The sequence below is a fragment of the Desulfocicer vacuolatum DSM 3385 genome (assembly GCF_900176365.1).
GTDB lineage: Bacteria > Desulfobacterota > Desulfobacteria > Desulfobacterales > Desulfobacteraceae > Desulfocicer > Desulfocicer vacuolatum.
In genome coordinates, this window is record NZ_FWXY01000010.1 from 54,030 (window position 1) to 77,884 (window position 23,855).

Annotated in this window: 20 protein-coding genes and 1 riboswitch; of the genes, 3 read left to right on the forward strand and 17 right to left on the reverse strand. The window is 46.0% G+C overall.

The features are described 5' to 3' along the window. Window positions 1–386 precede the first annotated feature (386 nt). Window positions 387–2,141, forward strand: a complete 1,755-nt coding sequence (locus B9A32_RS10525; protein WP_084069214.1) for a SulP family inorganic anion transporter — start codon at window positions 387–389, stop codon at window positions 2,139–2,141. Between the two features lie 406 nt (window positions 2,142–2,547). On the opposite strand, the gene B9A32_RS10530 is transcribed toward B9A32_RS10525, so the two are convergent. After that, the gene (locus B9A32_RS10530) at window positions 2,548–4,077 is read right to left on the reverse strand and encodes an adenylate/guanylate cyclase domain-containing protein (RefSeq protein WP_084069216.1); all 1,530 of its coding nucleotides are present in this window, start codon (window positions 4,075–4,077) and stop codon (window positions 2,548–2,550) included. Window positions 4,078–4,442: 365 nt separating this feature from the next. Between B9A32_RS10530 and B9A32_RS10535 the strand changes: the two genes are divergently transcribed. Further along, window positions 4,443–5,768: an anaerobic C4-dicarboxylate transporter gene (locus tag B9A32_RS10535; RefSeq protein WP_084069219.1), complete on the forward strand. Its 1,326-nt coding sequence runs from the start codon at window positions 4,443–4,445 to the stop codon at window positions 5,766–5,768. Window positions 5,769–5,827: 59 nt separating this feature from the next. Here B9A32_RS10535 and B9A32_RS10540 read toward each other — a convergent pair whose 3' ends face one another. From B9A32_RS10540 to thiS, 8 genes are all read right to left on the reverse strand, one after another. Continuing rightward, on the reverse strand, window positions 5,828–6,514 hold the full coding sequence (locus B9A32_RS10540; protein WP_084069220.1) for a response regulator: 687 nt from the start codon (window positions 6,512–6,514) through the stop codon (window positions 5,828–5,830). 1 nt (window position 6,515) lies between these two features. Next, window positions 6,516–8,171: an ATP-binding protein gene (locus B9A32_RS10545; RefSeq protein ID WP_170923793.1), complete on the reverse strand. Its 1,656-nt coding sequence runs from the start codon at window positions 8,169–8,171 to the stop codon at window positions 6,516–6,518. 556 nt (window positions 8,172–8,727) lie between these two features. Continuing rightward, window positions 8,728–10,014 (reverse strand): phosphomethylpyrimidine synthase ThiC, encoded by a 1,287-nt coding sequence (gene thiC / locus B9A32_RS10550; protein ID WP_232367122.1) that lies wholly within the window; start codon window positions 10,012–10,014, stop codon window positions 8,728–8,730. Window positions 10,015–10,028: 14 nt separating this feature from the next. Then, a complete protein-coding gene (gene thiE, locus B9A32_RS10555) occupies window positions 10,029–10,700 on the reverse strand; it encodes a thiamine phosphate synthase (RefSeq protein WP_084069373.1) in 672 nt (223 codons plus the stop codon). 126 nt (window positions 10,701–10,826) lie between these two features. Beyond that, entirely contained in the window at window positions 10,827–11,390 is a 564-nt protein-coding gene (gene thiF / locus B9A32_RS10560) for a sulfur carrier protein ThiS adenylyltransferase ThiF (RefSeq protein ID WP_084069224.1), read from the reverse strand. Then, complete coding sequence (thiH, locus tag B9A32_RS10565; protein ID WP_084069226.1) at window positions 11,387–12,493, reverse strand: 2-iminoacetate synthase ThiH; 1,107 nt, start codon at window positions 12,491–12,493, stop codon at window positions 11,387–11,389. The genes thiF and thiH overlap by 4 nt, the downstream gene beginning before the upstream one ends. Beyond that, window positions 12,490–13,302, reverse strand: coding sequence for a thiazole synthase (locus B9A32_RS10570; protein ID WP_269749020.1), 813 nt, complete (start codon window positions 13,300–13,302; stop codon window positions 12,490–12,492). Before B9A32_RS10570 ends, thiH begins: the two co-directional genes overlap by 4 nt. Then, window positions 13,303–13,500 carry a sulfur carrier protein ThiS gene (gene thiS, locus B9A32_RS10575; RefSeq protein WP_084069228.1) on the reverse strand — a complete coding sequence of 66 codons (198 nt, stop codon included), beginning with the start codon at window positions 13,498–13,500 and terminating at the stop codon, window positions 13,303–13,305. It lies immediately after the preceding gene. Window positions 13,501–13,615: 115 nt separating this feature from the next. Then, a riboswitch (TPP riboswitch) is annotated at window positions 13,616–13,716 on the reverse strand. Window positions 13,717–13,990: 274 nt separating this feature from the next. On the opposite strand from thiS, the gene B9A32_RS10580 reads away from it, so the two are divergent. Continuing rightward, window positions 13,991–15,250 (forward strand): C45 family autoproteolytic acyltransferase/hydrolase, encoded by a 1,260-nt coding sequence (locus B9A32_RS10580; protein WP_084069230.1) that lies wholly within the window; start codon window positions 13,991–13,993, stop codon window positions 15,248–15,250. Here the strand turns inward: B9A32_RS10580 and B9A32_RS10585 are convergent. From B9A32_RS10585 to nadE, 8 genes are all read right to left on the reverse strand, one after another. After that, window positions 15,225–16,199: an alpha/beta hydrolase family protein gene (locus B9A32_RS10585; protein ID WP_084069377.1), complete on the reverse strand. Its 975-nt coding sequence runs from the start codon at window positions 16,197–16,199 to the stop codon at window positions 15,225–15,227. The two genes, B9A32_RS10580 and B9A32_RS10585, sit on opposite strands and share 26 nt — an antisense overlap. 202 nt (window positions 16,200–16,401) lie before the next feature. Next, window positions 16,402–17,205 (reverse strand): hypothetical protein, encoded by an 804-nt coding sequence (locus B9A32_RS10590; protein ID WP_084069232.1) that lies wholly within the window; start codon window positions 17,203–17,205, stop codon window positions 16,402–16,404. A 256-nt stretch (window positions 17,206–17,461) separates the two neighbouring features. After that, window positions 17,462–18,868, reverse strand: coding sequence for a dephospho-CoA kinase (gene coaE, locus B9A32_RS10595; protein WP_084069234.1), 1,407 nt, complete (start codon window positions 18,866–18,868; stop codon window positions 17,462–17,464). 295 nt (window positions 18,869–19,163) lie between these two features. Continuing rightward, complete coding sequence (locus B9A32_RS10600) at window positions 19,164–20,348, reverse strand: PHP-associated domain-containing protein (RefSeq protein WP_084069236.1); 1,185 nt, start codon at window positions 20,346–20,348, stop codon at window positions 19,164–19,166. Then, on the reverse strand, window positions 20,348–20,863 hold the full coding sequence (locus B9A32_RS10605; RefSeq protein WP_084069238.1) for a hypothetical protein: 516 nt from the start codon (window positions 20,861–20,863) through the stop codon (window positions 20,348–20,350). Before B9A32_RS10605 ends, B9A32_RS10600 begins: the two co-directional genes overlap by 1 nt. Window positions 20,864–20,897: 34 nt before the next feature. Next, window positions 20,898–21,644, reverse strand: coding sequence for a DUF6125 family protein (locus tag B9A32_RS10610; RefSeq protein ID WP_084069239.1), 747 nt, complete (start codon window positions 21,642–21,644; stop codon window positions 20,898–20,900). Between the two features lie 404 nt (window positions 21,645–22,048). After that, window positions 22,049–23,041 (reverse strand): LuxR C-terminal-related transcriptional regulator, encoded by a 993-nt coding sequence (locus tag B9A32_RS10615; protein ID WP_084069241.1) that lies wholly within the window; start codon window positions 23,039–23,041, stop codon window positions 22,049–22,051. A 42-nt stretch (window positions 23,042–23,083) separates the two neighbouring features. Then, the gene (gene nadE / locus B9A32_RS10620; RefSeq protein ID WP_084069243.1) at window positions 23,084–23,854 is read right to left on the reverse strand and encodes an NAD(+) synthase; all 771 of its coding nucleotides are present in this window, start codon (window positions 23,852–23,854) and stop codon (window positions 23,084–23,086) included. Between the last annotated feature and the right edge of the window lies 1 nt (window position 23,855).

Consider the following 23,855-nt stretch of genomic DNA (forward strand, 5'->3'; position numbering starts at 1 on the left):
GAATTAATACTTTACAGCCTGCACCCATCTTTAACTGGCTTCAAGAAAAGTAATTATGGCTAAAAAAATATTATACCTCATATGCCCCCAAAAATGTTTTATACTTTTTAAAAATGATCACCGAAAAATGGGGATTCCCCCTGTGAAAGTGTAAAATAGAAATGAAAGGTGATATTTTTTGTCTTTTTCCACTTGACTTTTATGGGGTCTATGTTAGATATGCAGGCTTTCTACGGCTGTTGTAACTGAATCAACAATCGTAAATTATTCATTAACAGTTGTTTAGTTTCTATCCCCTGATCGCAGGTTTGTGCCGCTCTTTGTTCGACCTTTCCACGACATCACTCGATATCCAACTAAATACGTTTTTTTTTAAGGAGTCTGTTATGGGTTTCAAAATGACCCCGGCGTCTTTATGCGTGTTTAAAGAGCCTTTTTGCCAGAACACATTGATAAATGACATTATTTCCGGCATCATTGTCGGCATTGTGGCCCTTCCCCTGGCCATAGCCTTTGCCATTGCATCCGGGGTCAGCCCGGAACAGGGCATCTACACGGCAGTGGTGGCGGGTTTTCTCATATCAGTTTTCAGTGGCAGCAAGATTCAGATCGGTGGTCCCACCGGAGCATTTATCATAGTTGTTTTTGGTATTGTACAGGAATTTGGATATTCAGGACTGGCCGTGGCCACCATCATGGCAGGCGTGTTGCTGGTACTTATGGGACTTACACGCATGGGACAGGCCATACGTTTTATTCCATATCCCATGACCATTGGATTTACCAGCGGTATTGCCCTCATCATTTTCACCACCCAGGTGCAGGATTTCCTGGGCCTGAGCATCCCCAAAGGATCAGCAGGTTTTCTGGATAAATGCCTTGCCTATGCCCATCATTTTTCCACCCTGGATATCCAGACAGCTGTGATTGGGGTGAGCAGCATTTTAATCATGACATTTTGGCCCAAAGTGACCAAAAAAGTCCCAGGATCGGTGATTGCCATTCTGGCCACCACCGTTGCCGTCTCCCTGTTCGGGCTTTCCGTTGATACCATTGGCAGCCGGTTTGGCGCCATTCCCACCGCCTTGCCCACCCCTGCCCTTCCCCATGTCAGCTTTGAAATGATCCACAAATTAAGTTCGCCTGCCCTTACCATTGCCCTGCTGGCCGCCATTGAATCTCTTTTATGCGCAGTTGTGGCAGACGGTATCACAGGAGATCACCACGACTCCAACATGGAACTTGTGGCCCAGGGTATTGCCAACATCGTGGTGCCCATGTTTGGCGGTATTCCTGCCACCGGAGCCATTGCCCGTACAGCAACCAATATTAAAAGCGGAGGGAAAACCCCTGTGGCAGGCATTGTTCATGCCGCCACCCTGCTGTTAATCATGCTCTGTTTCGGCAAATGGGCCACCCTGATTCCCATGGCCACCCTGGCGGCCATCCTCATGGTGGTGGCATACCACATGAGTGAATGGCGCTATTTTGTCAAACTGTTTAAAAGCCCTAAAAATGATCTGCTTGTCATGCTGGCCACTTTTTTTCTCACCGTATTTGTGGACCTTACCATTGCCATTGAAGCAGGTGTGGTATTAAGCGCCATTTTATTCATGAACCGCATGTCCCAGGCCACTGTTATCCGCAGAAACACCCAGGATTTCAAAAATGACCGGCATGCCCTTAAGGACCGGGATGTACCGGAATCGGTGGAAGTTTTTGAAATCCAGGGACCATTCTTTTTCGGGGCTGCCAACCGCTTTAAAGATACCCTTCAAATTGTGGGCAAAACCCCCAAAGTACTGATTTTAAGATGCCGTCACATTCTATTTATTGATGCCACAGCCCTGCACGCCCTGGAAGAACTGGTGGAAAAAACCCAGAAACAAGGCACATTGATCCTGCTTTCCGGCATCCATGCCCAGCCCCTGATCACCCTGGAACAGTCCGGGCTTTATTACACCATTGGTGAAGATAATATTTTCGGCAACATTGATTCAGCCTTAAACAGAGCCCGGCAGGTCATGGGACTTCCTGAACTTCCCCCGCCAGAACCTTTTATTCCCACTGTTGAAAGGGAACGGGTTGAAAAACCCACCTGCAAAACAAGAAAAAAATTGATTTTGGCAGCAAACGAATAGACAAAGTTTGTTGTGGGCAGAACCGAATCAGAATACGGTCTGCCCGTGGCAGTTATATGAAATACTCCGAAAATCAGGGGTGTATTTCAAATTTCGTTGTGGGCGGAGCGGGATCAGAATACGGTCCGCCCGTGGCGGTTATATGAAATATCCATTTTGCCCTATTTATCAAAGCAATATTCGAACAACTATTTAACTCAACTTTCGGGCTTCATTTCAAAGCCGGCATTTTTAAATGTACCGATGGGCTCAGTGTGCCGACGGGGTCAGGCTTTTGTTATTGATGTTATCGACCAAGGCCTTTGCCAACGAAAAAAGCCTCGATAATGTCAATAACGAAAGCCTGACCCCACCACGAAATGCGAACACCGAAAGTTGAGTATTTAAGCTGTCATCCAATATTCAATTATAAAACAAGAGTATAGACAGTCACTGGCATTTGAATTCCCTTTACTTGAGTTTCTTTCATGGGTTTCAAAAAAAATTCACCCTTTACGGACTGTGCCACATCATGGCTGACCAGGATATCTGTTTGGAATTTTTTGTTTAACCCCTGGATTCTTGATGCCATATTTACCGTTTCTCCCACCAAGGAATAGGCCATTCTGTCCCGACTTCCAATGTTGGCTGCCAGGACTGTGCCCGTATGTATACCAATGCCGTGCTTCAGGACGGGAAATCCCATTTTCCTGTGTCGGCGGTTCAATTTTTCTAAGCAGGACTGCATATCAATGGCAGCCCTGAGAGCGGAAGCTACATGATCTGATTCATAAACCGGAGCACCAAAAACGGCCTCGATCTCATCCCCGATAAACTGGAGAATCAATCCTTGATGAGCCTGAATGCATCCAGACATCTCATCAAGATACCCATTGAGAATCCGAATAAGTGTTTTAGGCGGTGTGGTGGCTGCCATGGGAGTAAAATCTCTTAAATCCGCAAAAAGAATGGTGGCCTCTTTTATCTCTCCATCCAGAGGGATATTCCCGTTAAGAATTTCATCTCTCACCCGCCTGTCAATGTATTTTCCGAATGTATCTTTTATAAGCTCTCGTTCACCAAGCCCCTCTGCCATGGCATTGAGGGTTTCTCCGACAAACCCAATCTCATCATTAGTGAGAACTTTTGCCCTGGCCGTGAAATCTCCTTTTTTAATACGGGTCATTGTCTGAATAATTTCCTGAAGAGGTGCTCTAAAATTTTTCACAACCAGTATTGAAAGCCCCACAGCCAGCAGAATAAATAAGGAGCTTTCCATGATCAGGGTAAATTGAAAATGCTCCAGCAATTCTCCCGGATTTGTCTTGCCTGCTTGTTCCTGCTCTCTGAACCAACGTGTAGTAATATAAATGTATGACAGCGGAATAATCGACACCGCCAAAAGCCAGGCTCCGATACGAACCCCCAGGCCCAAGGTTTTGGCGCCTTTTACCTTTGCAAGGCCTCCATCCGGAAAAAAAATGGGAATTAATTTTTTTTGGGACACATGCTCTACCCAAAAAAAAGCCAGTATAACGGTTACCATGCCGCATGCGACCCCGATATGGGATGCTTCACTCCCGATGAGCCAGAAAACAAAGGTACCCACAGTCCATATTAAAATATTGAGAACAATTATCAGATAAGGCTCGTTGAGCAGTCGCCTTTGTGCTTTTTTCATCATTTCAGGATCACATCGTCTACCCTTATAAAAACTTTTTAAGCAATTTCGCACGGGAGACTCATAAGACACAATAACAACAATAGCAATAATACAGGCAATTATTAAATAAAACATATCAACAAACCAGATAAGGGTAATAAAATCCTGGGAGAATCCGGTGTCGCGGTTTGAAAAAAAAATACGGGTAATCTGGTCTCCAAGAATATTTGCGATCAAGGTTCCCAAAAGAATATCATTTGCCAGACGGTAATAATGAAATCTGTTTTTAATCATATCAAGCAACCTTTTTATATTTACAAACAATGAGAACCATTATTTTCATTTTTTTGTGGACAGCACTAAATCAAAATTAGGATATGCCATGGTATGTCTGACAAACTTTTTCCTCAAAACCAAAAAAATATATAAACTTTACCATAGCTGAACAATTATTACTCGTATAATGATGACATATACAAACCGATTTCATGCTGACAGACATCACATGAACATTATGAACACAATACCCAAAAAAAATAAAAAAACCTTTAATTCCACAAGATTTACCTTATCCCATCAACAAATTATAGTACGATTCAAGAGCTGCAAATAAGGGTTTGCGGACAAAACACATTATCGACAAGGAAAGGAAAACCATCATGCTTTATATTCAATTTTTGTTTCTGCTATTGATACTTTATCTTGGAAGTCGTTACGGAGGAATCGGCCTTGGTGTTGTTTCCGGCATCGGTCTTGTGGTTGAAGTTTTTGTTTTCCAGATGCCTCCCACTTCTCCCCCCATCACGGTCATGCTGATCATCATGGCAGTGGTGACCTGTGCGTCCATCCTTGAAGCGGCAGGTGGTTTGAAATACATGCTGCAACTTGCGGAAAAATTGCTCCGCTCCAACCCCAGAATGGTTTCTTTATTAGGCCCTCTGGTCACCTATATCATGACCTTTATGCTTGGCACCGGCCATGCTGTTTATTCGGTGATGCCCATCATTGCCGATGTGGCCCTTAAAAATGATATCCGTCCGGAACGCCCCATGGCAGCGGCGTCTGTTGCCTCTCAGTTGGGCATCACGGCAAGCCCCATTTCAGCGGCTGTTGTCTACTACCTTTCCCAATTGACCAATGTCAGTTCAGAACTCACCCTTTTATCCATTCTCGGGGTGACAGTTCCAGCCACCCTGGCAGGGGTTATTGCCATGTCCTTGTACAGCATGCGCCGCGGGGTTGAACTTGCGGATGATCCAGAATATCAAAGACGAATGAAGGACCCCACATGGAGAAAACGAATTGAGGAAACAACAAGCACAACCCTGGATGAAGCTCTGCCTGCATCGGCACGTCAGGCCGTAATTTTGTTTGCCATGGCATTGATCTCTATTGTCATCATCGCCATGGTCCCAGAAATCCGAACCATTGGCGACAGCCCCAAGGCCATCAAGATGTCAGTTATCATCCAAATGATGATGCTTGCCTTTGGCGGGTTGATTCTGCTGGTAACCAAAACCAAAGCGTCCCGGGTTCCGGACGGTGTGGTTTTTAAATCCGGTATGGTTGCCGCCATTGCCATCTTCGGCATTGCCTGGATGAGCGACACTTATTTTAAATTTGCCCTGCCAAGTTTCAAGGCCGGTATCATTGACATGGTTCAAAATTATCCCTGGAGTTTTGCCCTGGCCATGTTCACCGTTTCCGTGGTGGTCAACAGCCAGGCTGCCACCTGCCGGATGATGCTGCCCGTGGCCATGGGCATGGGGCTTTCCCCGGCCCTGGTGATAGGTATCATGCCTTCTTGTTATGGGTACTTTTTTATCCCCAACTACCCTTCAGATATCGCCACTTGCACCTTTGATGTTACAGGAACAACAAAAATAGGAAAATACTATTTTAACCATAGTTTTATGGTGCCCGGTCTCATCGGGGTCATCATCGCATGTGCCGTGGGGTACCCCCTGGCACAGGTTCTCATCTAATAATTTTGAAATTTCAGCTTTGAAATACGGGGTCCGGCCCTTTGCCTGACCCCATCCACTTATCCTTGTTGTAAAAAATAACGACGCTCGGGTCGACCAACACTTCCATAAACCAGATCCGCCTTTAGTTCACCTGTTGTAATCATATATTCCAAATATCGCCGGGCCGTGGAACGGCTGGCCCCGATTTCTTCTCCCACCTCTTCCGCACTGAATCCTGATGCCAAATTTTCAGTAAACACCTGCCTGACTTTGCCCAATGTCAGCACATCAATTCCCTTGGGAACCTCATCGGAGCCAGACGATAACTGATGGGGATGGCGTAGTTGATCAATATCCCGCTGTGCCAATGTCTGGCCCTGCCGTAATTGACTATGGTAGGCAATAAAACTGTTCATTGCTCTTTCAAAACGAGAAAAAATCACCGGTTTAACCAGATAATCAAAGGCACCGGCCCGCAATGCCTGCTGCACGGTATCCACATTCCTGGCCGCAGTGATCAAAATCACATCAACCGCCTTGCCCTGCCCTCGCAATTGATGCAGGATGTCCATGCCGTGCCCATCGGGCAGATAGAGATCAAGTAACAGCAGATCAGGATCCAGAAGCGTTACCATTTCAAGGGCTTCTCCCAGGTTTAAGGCGATGCCCACCACCTCAAATCCCTGTACCTTCTCAACAAAAAACCGATGCATATCTGCGATCCTTGCATCGTCTTCAATAATCAATACACGTATGGCTTTCATCTTATGCCTTTTTAACGTTTTTTTTGGGCAGGATCAGAGTAAATAAAGCCCCTCCCAGATCACCGGTTGACAAGATTAAATCTCCATTTAAATATTCCACATGGCGATGCACCAGGTAAAGACCGACCCCATGGATATCCGGTTGAGCAGAATTCGATGTTTTGCTTGAATACGCTTTGCTGAAAATTTTATCTTGAATTTCCAGGGGGACACCCGGACCGGAATCTTCAATTTCAAAAATCAGATCATGTCCAATATCGGTCATGAAAAGCTGAATGCAGGGGGAGCGCTGTTTCTGGCAGCACAATGCGGCTTCAAGGGCGTTGTCAATTAAATTCCCAAGGATGGTCACAAGGCTGTTAAAATCATAATCTCCTGGAATTTGTCCCATGGTACTGTCCGGATTAAGCAAAAATTCCACCTTCATTTCCAGGGCTCTATTGTATTTTCCCATTATAATGGCTGCCAGGGTTGGATTCGGTACGGCCCGGGAAAGAAACTGGATAAGACTCTGGAGCCCGGAAGATTCCCGGGTCACAAGATCCAGGGCCTCCTTATAGGCCTCCATCTGTAGCAAACCTGCCAGGGTATGCAATTTGTTAGAATATTCGTGGGCCTGCACCCGCAACATTTCGCTGAATTGCCGAGTCTGCCGCAACTCCTTTTGAAGGCGGTACAAATCCTCTATGGGTCGAAAACTTGCAACCACACCAGTTTCGTTACCTGAATATGCGATGGGGACGCTGGTAAACAAAAATTCCTGGCCGTCCACGTGTATCTCGCGAAAAGACTCTTTGGCATCTGAATTCAAAAGCATACTAAAATCGCTATGGGCAAAAACAGCGGTGCTACTCTTTCCAATGAGGTCTTTGTCTGACTCAAACCCGAAATACTTCAATGCCACCTGATTGATCAGACTGATATTTCCCGAGCCATCCACTGCAACGATTCCGGTTTGGATGGATTCAAGGATTGCCTGTCGTTCCAGATACAAGGAGGCGATCTGTCTGGGTTCCAGGCCCAATGTCTGCCGTTTAACATAACCGGAAATCCCGGTGGCACCCAATAAAACCACCACAAACAGCATGAAAATAAGTGTTGCCGGTTCGCGCTGGTATCCCTGTACGGTCTGCATTATTTCCCTTTGCAGATATCCAACGGCCACAAAACCGATCACGCTTCCCTGACTGTTGAAAACAGGAACAATACTCCGCAGGGAAGGACCCAAAGTACCTATGGCTTCAGATACATATGCCTGTCCCTTGGTCAGGGCCAGATTTTCATCTCCCCCCACAAAATATTGACCTATTTTTTCAGGATTGGGATGGGAAAACCGCCTGCTGTGTCGATCGGCAACCACCACAAACTCAGCCCCTGTCTGCCTTCGCACTGTTTCTGTAAATTGCTGGATACTGCCCTGGGGATCATCTCCGCTTTCAAGTATCCGGTGTATAAGGGGAACACTGGCCACGGTGTGGCCGATATCCAGGGCACGCTTATTAATCTGAGCCTTGGATGTATTGCCAATAAAAGTCGCAAAAATCGCTCCACTTATAAACAACTGGCCAATCACCACCATGGAAACCAGTATCCGCATCTGTCCCTGGAGACTGACTGGACAAAAAAAAGTAAAAACCCATTTTATAAAATTAAGCATGTCAACAATCCTTTGGTACCTTTTACATATTTTGCGGTACATTTTCAAGCTAAGGATTGTTTTCAGGCCCAGCTGGCCCCTGGTACAGATATTTGATCAATATCAAATTGCCTGGTTCTCATCCATAGAAAATGCAGAGAGCGACAAATTTCAAAGACAAAAAGAGCTCCACCATTTTTATAAAAAAGCGTAAATAAGACTATTTTTGATATGGCTACGCTGAAATGTCAACACAACCTAACACTGTTTCGTACTTCGTTGTAAGCAGAACGAGATCAGAATAAAATATACCCGTGGCAGTTTATATGAAATACTCCGTAAAACAGGGGTATATTTCAAGCTTTGTTGTGGACGGAGCGGGATCATAATACGGTCCACCCGTGGCGGTTATATACAAGGTAGCCTCCAAGGCTACCTAAGGCAGAGCCCCCCCCGAGGGGCAATAGGAAGCGGCCAATTGAGCCATCTACGTTTCCAGGCCGGACCCATTGCCCGTCGGGGGGGCGGCATCATACCATTTTCAATATTCATTGTATCCGTCAGGACATGCCAATTTTTACGAAATAAGAACATCCCGGGTTCGTTTAACCGCACAGAACTCCCCGCACATGGTGCAGACAGTTTCTTCTTCCGGCTGGGAAGAAGCTCTGTATTCCCGGGCTTTTTCCGGGTCCATGGCAACTTCAAACTGTCCTTCCCAATCCAGCTCAAACCGAGCCTTGCCCATTTTAATATCAGGGTCCATGGCACCGGGGATACCATTGGCAATATCAGCGGCATGGGCTGCAATGCGCGATGCCATGATCCCTTCTTTTACATCGGAAAGCTCAGGCAGGCGAAGGTGCTCTGCCGGGGTGACATAACAAAGGAAATCCGCCCCGTGCATGGCTGCCAAAGCCCCTCCAATGGCAGAAGTTATGTGATCATATCCCGGGGCAATGTCTGTGACAAGGGGCCCCAGCACATAAAAAGGCGCATTGTGACAAAGCTTTTTCTGTAGCTTCATGTTCATTTCAATCTCGTTCAAGGGCACATGTCCCGGCCCTTCAATCATCACCTGCACATTTCTTGCCCAGGCTCTTTTTGTCAGCTCTCCCAGGGTTATCAACTCCTCAATCTGGGGGGCATCTGTGGCATCTTTTAAGCAACCGGGGCGCAGACCGTCCCCAATGCTGATGCAGATATCATTGGCTTCACAAATATCCAAAAGCCTGTCAAAATGCTCATAAAAAGGATTTTCTTTGTTATTTTTAATCATCCATTCCATGAGAATGGCCCCACCCCGGCTCACCACCCCGGTCAGCCGGGGATTGGTGTGGATACTTTTTACCACTTTCTGGGTTAAGCCGGCATGAATGGTGATAAAGTCAATGCCGTCGGCGGCATGGATTTCAACGGTTTCAAACCACTCTTCAAGGGTAATATCATACCCTTTTTTACCTGTGCGGGTGAGGGTGTCATAAATGGGTACCGTACCGATCATCACCGGCATCTTTTCCACAAGCTTTTGACGAAAGGCCCGGGTATCCCCGGACACAGACAGATCCATCACAGAATGGGCCTTCATATCCACAGCCATGTCTGCCTTTCCAAGTTCCAGATCAAAATCACAGCAGTCCTTGGACACCCCAAGATTGACATTTACCTTGGTGGTAAGGCCCTTGCCAATGGCAATGCCCTTAAGATTTTTATGATGAATATTGGCAGGCAAGGCAATTGAACCTGCGGCCATTCCTTTAAGAAGTTCTTTTTCGGAAATGGTCTCCATTTCAAGCACATCTTTCATCTGGGGAGTAATAATCCCTTTTTTTGCTGCATCCATCTGTGTGGTATATGTTTTCATATTTTTTTTATTCCTTAAACTGAGTTTTTATATATTGTTTTTATTTCCCGGATGGTTTCCGGAATATCCTCTGCGCCCACAATTTCCGTGACAAGGCAGACGCACCGGGCACCCTGGGCCAGAACATCTGCAAGATTATCCTTTTTAATACCGCCAATGGCCACAAAGGAAATTGTATGCCGGGCGGCCACGTGGTTCAGATAGGAAAACCCCACGGCATCACACACATTTTCCTTGGTCTGGGTGGCAAAAACAGGCCCCACACCAATGTAATCGGCCCCGTCTTCAACGGCCTTTGCCGCCTGCTCCGGGGAGTGGGTGGAACAGCCGATGATCATCTCTTTTCCCACCAGTTCCCGCAACGCTGTCACCGGCAGATCATCCTGTCCCACATGGATACCATCGGCTTTTACCATCAATGCCAGGTCCACAAAATCATTGACTATAAAAGGAATGCCCGCCTCCCGGGTGATTTTTCGTATGGCCAGGCATTCCGCATACATCTCCTGCATGCTTTTTTCATGACGCTTTTCCCGGTATTGGATGAGATCAATGCCCCCCTCTATCATGAGTTGAGCCACAGTGACATTATCCCTTCCCCGGGAAAATTTTTCCGCCAATATCCCATAAATACCATTGGGCAATGCCCAGGGCCTATGGAAAGAAACCGTTTCATTGCTTTTCATATTTATATTTCCCTGCTCATGAATCATAAGTTCCCATCCCCCCTGTGAACAGGGCCGAAACATAACCCACCTGCCATAACCGGCAGGTGGGTTCAGCGTAAGATCCGGGAACTTATGATTTAAATTTTACACATGAGCCTTGTTGGACCGTTTAAGAATTTCACCGGCCATAAGGCATGCCACCATGTGAACCTTGGGAGGAAAAAGCAGATTGTCCTCTTCATCGGTGATAAAATCGCCCACAATGGTGATGTTACCCATGGATTTTATCCCAATGCCGGTCAAATCTTCCCCTGCAATGCCCGATGCACAAATCACAGGAGTGGATGTTCCGGCAAAGGCCTCCACCACCTGTTTTTTTGTTTTTTTATCGTCCACCCCCTCCACAATGATGTCACAACCATGGAATCGGGGTTTGATATTATGGGCATCCAGTTGTTCACAAGCCATATCAACGCTTAAACCGGGGTTTATTCGCTTAAGGTTCCGGGCCAGCATTTGCGCTTTATCCATGCCGATCTGATCATGAAAATAAAACTGCCGATTAAGGTTGGAAGCCTCCACCCGGTCAAAATCAACCAGGGTTAAATGCGTTATCCCGGAGCGAACCAGCACATGGGCCACGCTGGACCCAATCCCCCCGACACCGGCAATACCGACCTTGAACTTACCATTTTCCCGGAAGGTCATATCCGATCCCAATCCTTGAACACAGGCTGATATCCATTACTTTCAATCATGGCCACCACCTGTTCCACATTGCGCTCATCTGCAATGTCAAACTGGGCACTTTCATCCTTGGGTGCTGCGGCATAGCCTCCCACATCGGTTTTAGAACCCGCAGAAAGCCGGGTCACTCCCAGATGCAGCAATTTATCCCTGAAATCAGCACCCTCCCGGGTGGAAATACTCATGCCGATGCGGGGCAGATAGATGCGAAGGGCCGTCATGAACTGCACAAATTGAAAATCTGACAAAATATTCCGGGGGGAGATGGCACCGGTGGCGGTTCTCATGCGGGGCATGGAGAGCCCCACCTCCACATGGGGATATTTTTTCTCCAGATATCTGGCATGGCAGGCTGTGATAAACACCTCCTGACAAAGCTCCCCCAGACCAAACAAAGTGCCGATGTTCACCGATCGGAATCCGGCCCTGGCACCCCGTTCCGGTGTTCCAAGGCGATAGGCATAATCGGCCTTTTTGCCGGAAGGATGAACTTCCCGGTACACTTTTCTATTGTAGGTCTCCTGGTACACCGTCAATGCATCGGCACCGGCACGGTTCAGCACTTCATAGTCTGCCTGATCCATGGGAAAAATTTCCAATGAAATGGAGGCAAAATGCTTTTTCATTATCTTCACCGCCGACTCAAGATAATCCAGGGGTGTTTTTAAAGGGGCCTCACCGGTGAGCATCATGGTGTGACGAATGCCGGTGGCGGCAAGTATCCGGCACTCCTGTTCAATCTCCTCCAGGGAAAGCTTGGTGCGCTTAAAACGATTGCTTGCATTAAATCCGCAATACACACACCCGTTGGAACAATAATCAGAAATGTAGATGGGGGCATAAAGCCCCACGGTGCGTCCAAAATATTGGATGGTCTCTCTTCTGGCCCGGGTGGCCATCTCTTCTAAAAAGGACTCTGCTGCCGGGGATATCAAATTTAGAAAATCAAACCGATTGAGCAGCGGTTTATTAAGAGATCGTTTCACCTGCTCCGGTGTAACTTTTTCCAGAAAGCCGTTAACATCAAAGGCAATAAGCTCATCAACCTGATCCAGAAACATCATGCTGTCTCCCTTAAAAAGCCGGTCAGAGGTGAAGAGGCCTGGGCCTGGTTTGTCTGTGCTGCCATATCCGCACAAAAGGCCATGCGCCCCGCAGCCACACCCATGGCAAAGGCCCGGGCTGCCATCACAGGATCAGCACTTGTGGCAATGGCTGTGTTCACAAGCACCGCATCTGCACCCATTTCCATGGCTTGGGCCGCCTGGGAAGGTCTGCCGATACCGGCATCCACAATCACGGGAATATCCATGGATTCAATAATGATGCGAATCATCTCTTCCATCTTTATGCCCCGGTTGGACCCAATGGGGGAACCCAGTGGCATCACGGCAGCAGCCCCGGCATCCTGGAGTCGATGGGCCAGGGTGAGATCCGGCATGATATAGGGCAACACCTTGAACCCTTCTGCCGCCAGAGTTTTCGTGGCGTTAAGGGTTTCATAATTGTCAGGCATCAGGTATTTCATCTCGGTGATCACTTCAATCTTGATGAAATCGCCACACCCGGCAGCCCTTGCGATGCGGGCGATGCGCACAGCCTCTTCAGCGGTTCTGGCTCCGGATGTATTGGGCAACAATGTCACCCCTTTGGGAATGTAGGACAAAATATTTTTTGCCCCGGCATCGCCATCCACCCGGCGAAGGGCCACGGTGATCATTTCTGAGCCACAGCCCTCCAGCATGGGGGCAATGATCTCTCTGGAAGCAAATTTGCCGGTGCCTGTGAGCAGTCGGCTGTTAAAGGTTTGGCCCCCCAGACAAAACGCATCATCCATTTTCATTGTTTCATTATTTTTTCCGGTCATTTCCATTCATCCACCTCCCACAAAACTTAACAATTCAAGGATATCCCCCGGACGGACAGGGGTTTTATCCCAGACATCTTGTTTAATTACATTTTTATTGTATTCGATAATTACAGAGCCTGGATCAAGGCCCCGGGCTTTAACCAGAGCCATGACATTGGGAGCAGATGTGGTGATCAGCTTCCCGTTTAATTGAATTTCCATACAATTCTCCTTGTTGGTTAACAAAAAGAACCTTGACGGATCTGACCTTGTCAGGTCAGTAAATGGCGATGTGAATGGAGTGGATTTCTCTTGGGATAGAACGTGAAGTTATTTCTGAGAGCGTCCATAGCTTCCCTACGCCGGTATTAACCGTGTCAGGTTCCAAGGGTCAGGTTTTAACCTTCTCAGCTTTTTAAAGCTCCCCCAGCAAACAAAATTTTGAGCGAGTATGGATTTTTTATATGAGTTTGTCAATATTTTATTTGAGCATAATCAATTTTTTTAAAATGCATGGCGAGCTATTGGGTTCAGACTTGAATTCGCATAAGACCAATGGGTTGAAATCAAAATTAAATTTATCATAACAACTTTATATGATATAATATTTTCAACATATCAACCCCGCAAACTCAACACGCTGAAAGCACTCAAAAAAGGGCGTTATTACACAATAGACACCCCTGTTTCCACATAAAAGGAGATATCTGCCATGACAAAAACATCTGCCATCATAATTCCATGGGCCTTGCTTTTTGTATTTGTATCCGGCTGTGCCAGACTCCCGGAAAATAATTTGTCGTTATATCAACGCTCCATGATTATTAATAATACCCGGATGGAAGAAAGCATTCTTTCCAAAGCATCTTTAATCGAAAGCAATGATCCTTTGGTGAACAATCTTAGAATTCTATATCTTAAAGGGACCCCTTACGAAATGGGATTTCAGCATGGACGATTGTTGAAATCACAAATACAGCAATGCATTAAACGGGTGATGGGCCTTGCGGCCCATTATTCTTCATTTGAAATGATGGACGAAGTGTATGATCTCATGGCACCCTATATCCCCAGAAAAGAAAAGGAAGAAATGCGGGGACTTGCCCATGGTGCGGATTTGCCTCTGAAATTGATCCACTGGTTTCACACCATTCCTGCCGTATCAGAATACAAATACAAAAAACAATTTTTTAAAAAATTCAAACCCACCACCTGTAGCAATATTGCGGCCTTTGGCAAGGCAACCAAAGATGGAGAGATGTATCAAATGAGGGTGCTGGACTGGAATCGAAAAATGGGGGTCCAAAAATGGCCGGTACTTCTTGTGCATGAACCTGATGTGGGAAACAGATCCGTCACCTATGGCTTTGCCGGATTCATCGGCTGCGTCACAGGAATGAATGATCAACAGATGGCCTTTGGAGAGATGGGATATGGAAACCCACCCGGTGAAAGCCTTGAAGGTATTCCCTTTGTGTTTCTTTTCCGTAAAATGATGCGGGAGGCAAATACTCTGGACCAGGCCGTGGATATGATTAAAAATGCCCGGCGGACATGCTCCTATGTCTATTTAATCAGCGATGCCAAACGAACAGAAAAAGAGATCAATGCATTGTTGTTCATCACCGACCGTGGCCGGGTTCTCACATTTAAAGAAAACATGCCCCTTTCCGATGAAAGGGATGAAGATGTCTTTCCTGCCCTGGACGATGTTGTCTATGCCGGCGCAAAATCAAAAAAGTTGTACAGCGCGTTAAAAGCCGATTACGGCACCATTTCTCCCCAGGTTCTCATGGAAATGTCAAAACAGGTATCACTCAAAGGAAATATTCAAAATGTCATCTTCAAGCCGTCCACCCTGGAGAGCTGGGTAACCTATGCAACCACCACCGATAAAAAAGATGAAAAAGGAAAAGCCTGTAATCAAAAATGGTTTTATTTTGACCTCAAGGCCCGGCCTGGGAAATTATAAATTTTCTTCTAAAAAAAGATAAGGCTTTGTATTGAATGTATGGCACATAAATAATGGAAGAGTAGTGCCCACCCAGAAGATAAATGGTTTCCGGTTTTCCCATTTTTTCCCTTAGCTGCAGCCCCTTGGAAAAAGGAACTACCCTGTCAAAAACAGCAAGTACCATTAAACTGTTTTCTGCATTAATATAATGGGCATAATGCAGGGGATCACAGGTAATGTTTTTTTTTAACCCAATGTAAAATTGTTCCTCGGACAACCTATTTTTTTGTAAATACCGCTCTCTTTTTTTTTGGACACCTTTGTCTGTTGAATGTCTTAATATATAGGGGATATCCCCCCCTGCAAGCACAAAAACAGATGCTTTAATACGTCTGTCAAGGGAGCTGACAAGGGCCGCCTTGATCCCCCCCATACTCACGCCAAACACACCGATATTGGATAGATCCAGTTCTTTTCTTGTTTCAATCCAATCCAATACCTGCATGTGATCAAAAACAATCTGACGCAATACAGTATCCATGGAATCAACCTCCTTGATTTTTTTGTAGGCTTTATGACGATGGACAATGAGCGCAGCCATGCCGTTTTTCGCAAACCATCCGGCAAAGAGTTCAGCCACGTTATTTGATCCGCCCAGAATCGGAAGCACCATGACCAACGGTTTTTTCCCCGGCCCCTTGATTGCATAATAATCCATGGTAATGTGACCGGCCGACGGAATGATGTTTTTTGTTGAAGTAAGTTTAATCTGTTTAATGGAATAATCTTGATTTTCATGAAGAAGAACTTCATCACAGCTGCCCCGGTAAGGCGCATAGGCATATTGGGCTTTAATGGAGTCAGGGATATTATAAGGCCCGTTATAATGGCTATCCAGGGGCACATGAGCACATGAGAAGAGAAAAAAAACACTGAATATAGAAATATAAAAAGTCTTGGTCCGCATATATCCCCCATCACTGCCACGGGCAGACATTATTTTGATCCGGTTCTGCCCACAACAAAGGCACTAAAATCCGTAAATATTCGGCCAGCACCCCATCTTCACCCATTTGGGCCTGCTCACATAGCAATAGTATGCTACGCAGTCCCAACTAAGCAAATATGGGGCACCGGCCAAACATTTACAGAACCAACCCGAATATTTACTAAAATCCAAATGAAATTTTAACCATACTGGACACTTTGCCCTCACCGGTTACAAGCTCAAGACTGGTTCTGCCACCCAGGTAAGCATTGAGTAAATGACTTGTCACCTCCATGCCGAACTCTCCATCACCGGGGATAAATTCCATGTTGGTGCTGATGCCGTAATAGCTTGAATTAACCGCCATGGAACAAGCGACTGTGGTGCCGGGCAGGTGGTCATAAAGGTGGGCAGAAAAAATAATTTCATACAATTTTTTCTGTTCATCAGGCTGGGACTCCAGATCCTGGCCGGGCAGGTAAAACAGGGCTTTTTCGTCCCTGCCCGGTTTTATATATCGCATTCTCAAATGCCGTGATATTTGCTTGGCAAGTCTATCAATTTTTTTGGCAATCCTGGTTTCCATGAGCACTTTTTCTGTCATTTTAAAAGTATATTTTTCCGCCATTTTTTCCCTTATATAACGGATTTCCTTAAATTTTCCCTTGTAAAGTTCATGCTCCAGAACACCTGGCCGGAAATAGGCTCCCTCTTCAAAAAGAGCGCCGTTGTTCCAGTGTAAAAAACGATTTTCGTCAATCACCTTGGACCATAAAAATTCCAAAGGCGTATAAGCGCCTTCATCTGCCAGGGGCATTTTACTTTGAAACTGGTTGGAATACGCTTCAAATGAAGCGTCAGAATCAGGCTGGAGGGTGAGGGATAGTGAGTCAGCTGCCAGAACGGCGCCAATGGACAAAAGGGATATTAAAGCCATGATACCGGCCGTCACCATGATTTTTTTAAGGTTAAAGATAATGGTCATGGAGACCTCCTTTCTCTTCGGAGATATGGCCCGCATTGAATAAATTTATGAAGGGCCGTCTCGGTTTTTTTCCTCAAAATGCAAGGGCAATGCTTTTTTCATTTTTATTCCGTTTGTTATTTTTTTAGATAGGGTATTAATTTTTCCGGCTTGATTCCAACACCGATTCCAGGTTACAGGCTCAATGTTGGAATCAAACCTAATTTTTACTAACTGTTTTATTATAATACAGTTTTGCCTTCACAGCAATTATATTCTAAGCCTTGTGAAGCTGTGCCCAGACCGTTTCAATCTGTTTTTCAGTGTGTGCCAGATCTTTGGTATTATCCACCACAAAATCGGCAAACTGCAATTTCTCATCTATGGGCAGCTGGGCTTTGAGAATATTGGCAGCCTCTTCTTCAGTTATGCCGTCCCGGATGGCCAGGCGTTCTATCTGCACCTGGGATGGTACATGAATCACCAACAATTTATCAAACAGATACTGCAGGTTCAGTTCAATGAGCAAAGGCACGGCCACCTGGATAACGGCCTTGGGATCTTTTTCAATAATCTGTGCCACCTGCTCAAAAAAGGCCTCATATATGGGGGGATGGGTAAAACCTTCAAGTTTTTTTCGTTTTTCCATGTCACCAAAAACAATATCTGACATCTTCTTTCGATCCAGAGCCCCCTCTTCATCCAGCACCTGGCGACCAAAGTAATCCACAATTTTTGCCAGTCCCGGGGTGCCCGGTTCCACCACCTGCCGGGCAATGAGATCAAAATCAATCAATGGGGAGCCTAAGTTTTCCAGCATTTCAGACACCGTACTTTTACCGCTGGCAATGCCGCCGGTGACCCCCAACAGAAAATGTTGCCCATCTCCTTTAACTTTTTTCATCATATCATCAAGGCCCAGATAGGTGGGGGGAAACACCTGGGTAACATCACATTCTGCTCCGGCAAAACTGATGGGGTAACGTACCCCCCGTCGATAAAGGGCCTCCAATCCGGAAAGGGTTTTTTCCATCAAACCGGCAGGCACCGCCATCACCATTTCATCATCCTGGGCATGGCCATAACGACGCTCTCCATAGCATGGAATGCCCACCGACGGTTTTCCACTCTCATAGCAGCGAACAATGGCATCGGAACAGGAAGACTCCCCCACACAGAAAAACTGCATCACTTCGTAATCACAAAATTGCAATGCATTGATCATCATCATGATCTGGGCCGGATTGGCATAAATCAACACAATATCCGGTGTAAAAGGATTGTAAACCAGGGGTGCCATGGCCAGGGCCTGATATTTTCCCAGGGGTAAACGGGGAATGGCTGCTTCAAATTTTTGACCGTCAGCCTTGGTTGCCACCCACACAATGTTTCTGAATGTACCGTTCTTATGGGTTTCGGGAACTTCCCTTAACCCCAGAATGGAAGAACAGGAAGAGAAGAGAAAATCCTCCAGATCCGCCCCCACACTCCAATCAAAATTACGCACCAGATTAATCATCTGGCACATGGTCATTTTGCTTTGGGGACGTCGAAGAAAGGGAATTGTTTCAAGGCTTTCCTTTTTCTCCAGCATTTTAAAGGCCACGGGAAATGATTTTAAACGCAACAGCAGTTCAAACCGTCTGATTATTTTTTCCCAATTTTTTTTATCCTTAGTTTGCATACTTAAAGCCTCCTTGACCACCGGTAAGACGAAATGATGCGGTGCTTTGTTTGAAATCTTATGAGATATGGCATGCTTCATTTATGGTTTACACTTTCCAAAACAATGTCCCCATTTTGAGGAGAAATTTTCAAAAAAGTGTAAACTATTTTTTGACTCATATATTGGCTCATATAATGGATGCCTGAGATATAACAATTTCGCCATTGGCATTATTGATGAAATGAGGTGTTAAATCTTTAATATTATAAGGTATTTTGCTATCCCCCATAAGCCATGGAAGAGATCCCATGGCCTAACGAAAAACCACCGGATGGTACTTGCCCTGTTTCAATGCGGCCAGCAAAGACGCTTCACTGTCAATGACCTCATCAAAGGCCGTTGCATATACCCCCACAGTTGAGATATCGTGGGCATCACTGCCCCCTGTTGACGGTAGCCCAAGTCCGTTGGCCACATCCCGGGCCATGTTATTTTCTGTCTCTGTCACCTTGCCGTTCAAGGTTTCCACCCCGTCAACCCATTTAAACAGTTCCCGGGCCATGGCACTGTCCGGTGTCAAACCCACATCATCGGCCCCAAAGGTTAAAAATCCGCGAAAGGGATGGGCCGCCACAATAAAGCCCCCCACATCAGCCACCTTTTTCTTAAGGTCTGCAAGTCTGGTAATGCCCTGGAGATTCTCATAAAAACCAAAGGTCAGTATATCGCCCTGTTCCGTGATAATCTCATTGGCCCGCAACACCAGAAAATCATGTTTTTCACTCAACGCCTGCACCGCTTCTGCTGACCACACATAATTATGATCCGTAAGACAGATCCCTTGCAACCCAATACGTCTGGCCTCTTGGATCATGGCGTCCACAGAATCAGATGCGCAGGGCGATGCCGGGGAGGTATGCACATGCATATCAATAACAAACTTACCTTTTTTTGCAGAAGGGTTCCCCAAGGACCCGGCATTTCTTTTGTGTTCAGTTTTTTTAGGGGAAGGCTTATTTGTGCCGGAAGGAGAAGATAACTCTTTTTTTTCATTGTCCATGCCGGGGGATGACTCAGCCATGGATGCTGTTTCATCATTGCGCATGAATTGTTTAAAGGTAATTTCCGGATTCTCTTTTTGAGCCGCCTCCCAATTGAGTAACTTCACCGTTTCCCGCACGGCATGTCCACACTCAATAAAAAGGTTGGCAAAATGTCGACAGGATTTACGACCAATGGTTTTATGAATCTTATTATCAATCCCGGCCTTGAGGCAAAATCCTTCAGCCTCATGGAGAAAATCTATGGCCCGGGGACATTCCGGTGTTGTCCAGCGTAGCCATCGTCCCTTAACCCCGGAGCAGATCAAATCGCTGATATTAACCTTGAAACAAAGCTCCAGACTATAAATGGAATCATCCAGAATACCATGCACCTCAAGGGTTTCCCGGTCCAGACGCGCCACATCAACCACTTTATTACGCATAAAATCAAACATCACGCCCCTCCTTTGGCCTTTTCTGCTTCAAGTTCAGCAACCAATGGAGTTCCCTTGGCAAACGCTGCACACCGGTCATAAAGACGGATACTTTTTTTGACCATATTTGAATAAAAGGAGACCTTACCTGCCTCATCATCCGGAGCCTTTAAAAGCACCTTCCGGGTCAAGGTCAGGATCACCCCGTGGCAACACTCTTCCACCATGTAAACAATCTGTTGAATTTTTTCCTCTTCTCCCATGAGTCCTTTGATGATTTTCAGCATACCCGCAGCCACCCGCACCCCCATCACGGCCTGCAGGCGCCGGTCAAGATCTTCAATCTCACCCCAGCCAGCATGTCGAAAATAACCGGATATGGCACAAATCTCCATATCCGGCATTTTCACCTCAATCACCACTTCGGCATCGGTGAAGGTGTCACGCAACCGGCACACGGAACGCAGGTTGCCGCCATTGATTTTTTCAACACTGGTATTGCGATTCATGGCAAATTTAAGAATATTGTTTGACATGGAAAGGTCTCCTCCTTTTTATTCAACAGGCATTCTAATCAACAACCGTGAACTTCCAGGCACAGAACCACTCTTCGGGATGTTCATCCGGGGGACAGCCCACACATTCGGTGACAATGCGCGAATCAATGGTGCTGGCAAAATAGGGATATTCCACCAGTCCCACAGATTTGCAGGGATAATCTGCAAGTCCCTTTCGCTTTCTTGCCACCTGAACCCGGCACTCATTCATGCGAAAAATAATGCAGTTTTCATTCACATCTTCAATGGACTGCTTGTTTATCAAAGCATACATTCTAAAGGCCAATGCTTTTTTCAAAGCAGGGATACCGCCTTGTTCCGGCAATTCAAGCAACTGCTTGATCCGCTCTGCCTCAAAGGGAGAGTAGCGGGTCCAGCAGGAGTCATTACAGCGTTTGGCATCATTCATGCCATATTTTTTTTCCACTGCCTGGAACCAGATGCCATCGTTGGCCAGCCAGTTAACCCCGAGATTTTTAAGCAGATCAATCAACTCCTCCCGGGAAAGTGTATGCAGATGGGCAGGCATTCCGTCTTTGATTTCAAAACCAAAAATCTTGGACAATCGCTTTAACTGGTTCTGGAAACTGGCACCCCACACATCAGCCTCAACATCCATGGCTTTTTCCATGCCCAGCTGGTGCTCCACCTGGGCAAACCATTGTCCATAATGAACCATGGTCCGCCGAAAGGAATCCACAACCCTTTTTCTCAACAATGCATCATCAGCTTCTCCAATAATCTCATCAATCTCGTTCATTGTTCGCTTTTCCTTTCTTGTGTTAAACATATGCGATGTCGTCAATGGCTCTCTCAAGCCAGGACATCGCCTGTAAAAGTTGATTTTTGTTCATCATACCCCCCTGTGAACAAAACACAACACCAAATATATACCGGGAAACTACCGGCAAAAAACCGGTAGTTGAGGCAATTAGTCGTAATTTTTTGACATTTTCAACATAATTTTAAAAGTAGTTTACACTTTTTCATCAGATTTCCCCGGGAAATGAGTAGTACATAGTCAAGACTAAAATTTAGGATTGAACATACCCAGCCAATTACAACCATGGCATATTTGAAAACGGACAATCCTAAAATCAAAATTTGACACTGTAGTAGTTCTTTTTGAGAAGTGTAAACTGGGAAATGAAGCATGCCAATTTTTTAAAATAACAACAGTTGCGACCTTAAATTGACCTTTTTGTTCACCAGACCGATCTTTTTCCTGATGTTTTCCCGATGAAATTCCACCGTGCGCAAAGCGATATTAAAAAACCGGGCAATTTCTTTATTGCCACGCCCCTCTTTAATGAGGTTGGCCACCTGGATTTCCCGGGGTGTCAAATTAAGTAACGGGGATGAAAGACGTTGGGAAAAGGGAGAAACAAGGTCCTCCAGATTGGCCTGTAAAGCAGACACACAGGCGCGTTGTGATTCGTCCAGGTGACTCATACTCAGTTGTTCCAGATAGGGGAGAACCAGCTTTTTCATATTGGCCAGAACTTTATCTTCAAGCTCGTTTTTGTCATCTTCCCGTGCCCTTAGGATAACCCGTAAAGCGATATTTGCTTCCTCAAGTGTCTTGGATTTCAGATCAAGTTCGGCACTGCGTCTGATTAAACCGGTTTCTGCTTTTTTTCGCTCGGCAATCTCAGCGTACAGGCGTTCATTTAAGATGGTCAGTTCCCGGGTTCTTTCGGCCACACGGGCCTCAAGTTGTGCCCGGACTTGAATTAAGGCATTTTCAGATTTTTTACGATCCGTAATATCCTTGGTCACATGGACCATACCCACAATATCGTTATTATCATCAAATATGGGAGAGGCAGAAATTACAAATGTTTTTCCCATTCGCCGGTTTTCCACCTCTATGGTATGGGTTTTAAGATCGTGCAGCACCTTCTCCACTGGACAAATGGCACAATTTTCATCCCTGTCCCACAACGCTTCATAACACTTACAGTTGGCAATGCGACTCAGTTCAACCTGGAACCCCTCAAGCAAAGAATGGTTAGCAGAAATAATCCGTTTATCAAGGTCAAGGATGGTGACATAGTCATCTATGGCATCAAAAACTCTCCAGCACTGCCCCAGAATTGCGGTGGTATCTTTGTCTTCTATGTTTTCAAAATTTTTCCAAGCGTCATAAGTATCCATAAGTGGTTATACTTTTGGTTCCATTGATAGTTTTTTTGACATTTATAACTCCCGGGGTATGGTGCACACGGGTATGGGAATCATCTTATGTTCATTGGCCCGATGAAAGTCCCTGTAAATTTCCAATACCTCTTTTTGGCGGGAAGTTATCTCCAGCTCATTTCCGGCATTTTCTTCAAAAGACATGGCCCATTCCAGCTCGGGATAGGTGGCGCCTATCTGGGATTCGTCCGTGCGATCATCTTCCCACAATCCATCAGTGGGTGCTGCCGATAAAATACCGTCATCCACCCCCAAAAAACGTCCCAGGGCATACACCTGGGTTTTAAACAGGTCGGCAAGGGGAGACAAATCCACCCCGCCGTCGCCATATTTTGTATAAAAACCCACCCCGAAATCTTCCACCTTGTTTCCGGTACCTGCCACCATCATGCGGTGGTGGGAAGCAAAGGCATACAAGGTGAGCATGCGCAGGCGGGACCGGGTATTGGCCATGGTCAACCCGTCCTGGATATCCCGGGGAAAAGTGCTGCCCAGGGCCTGGAAGGAAGGGGTAAGATCCACGGTGATTCCGGTGACATTATCATATGTTTCTTCCAGCCATTTAATGTGCCCGGTGGAAAGGGTCACTTGTTCAGGTGCCTGGTGAATGGGCATGTTCAACACAATTACCTTTTTGCCGGTACGTGCGCAAAGGGTGGAGGTCACTGCAGAGTCAATGCCCCCGGACACCCCCACCACAAAACCTTCAAGACTTGCTGACTCGCACTGGGTGGCAAGCCAGTTTTCAATATATGCTGCTGTTTTATCCATT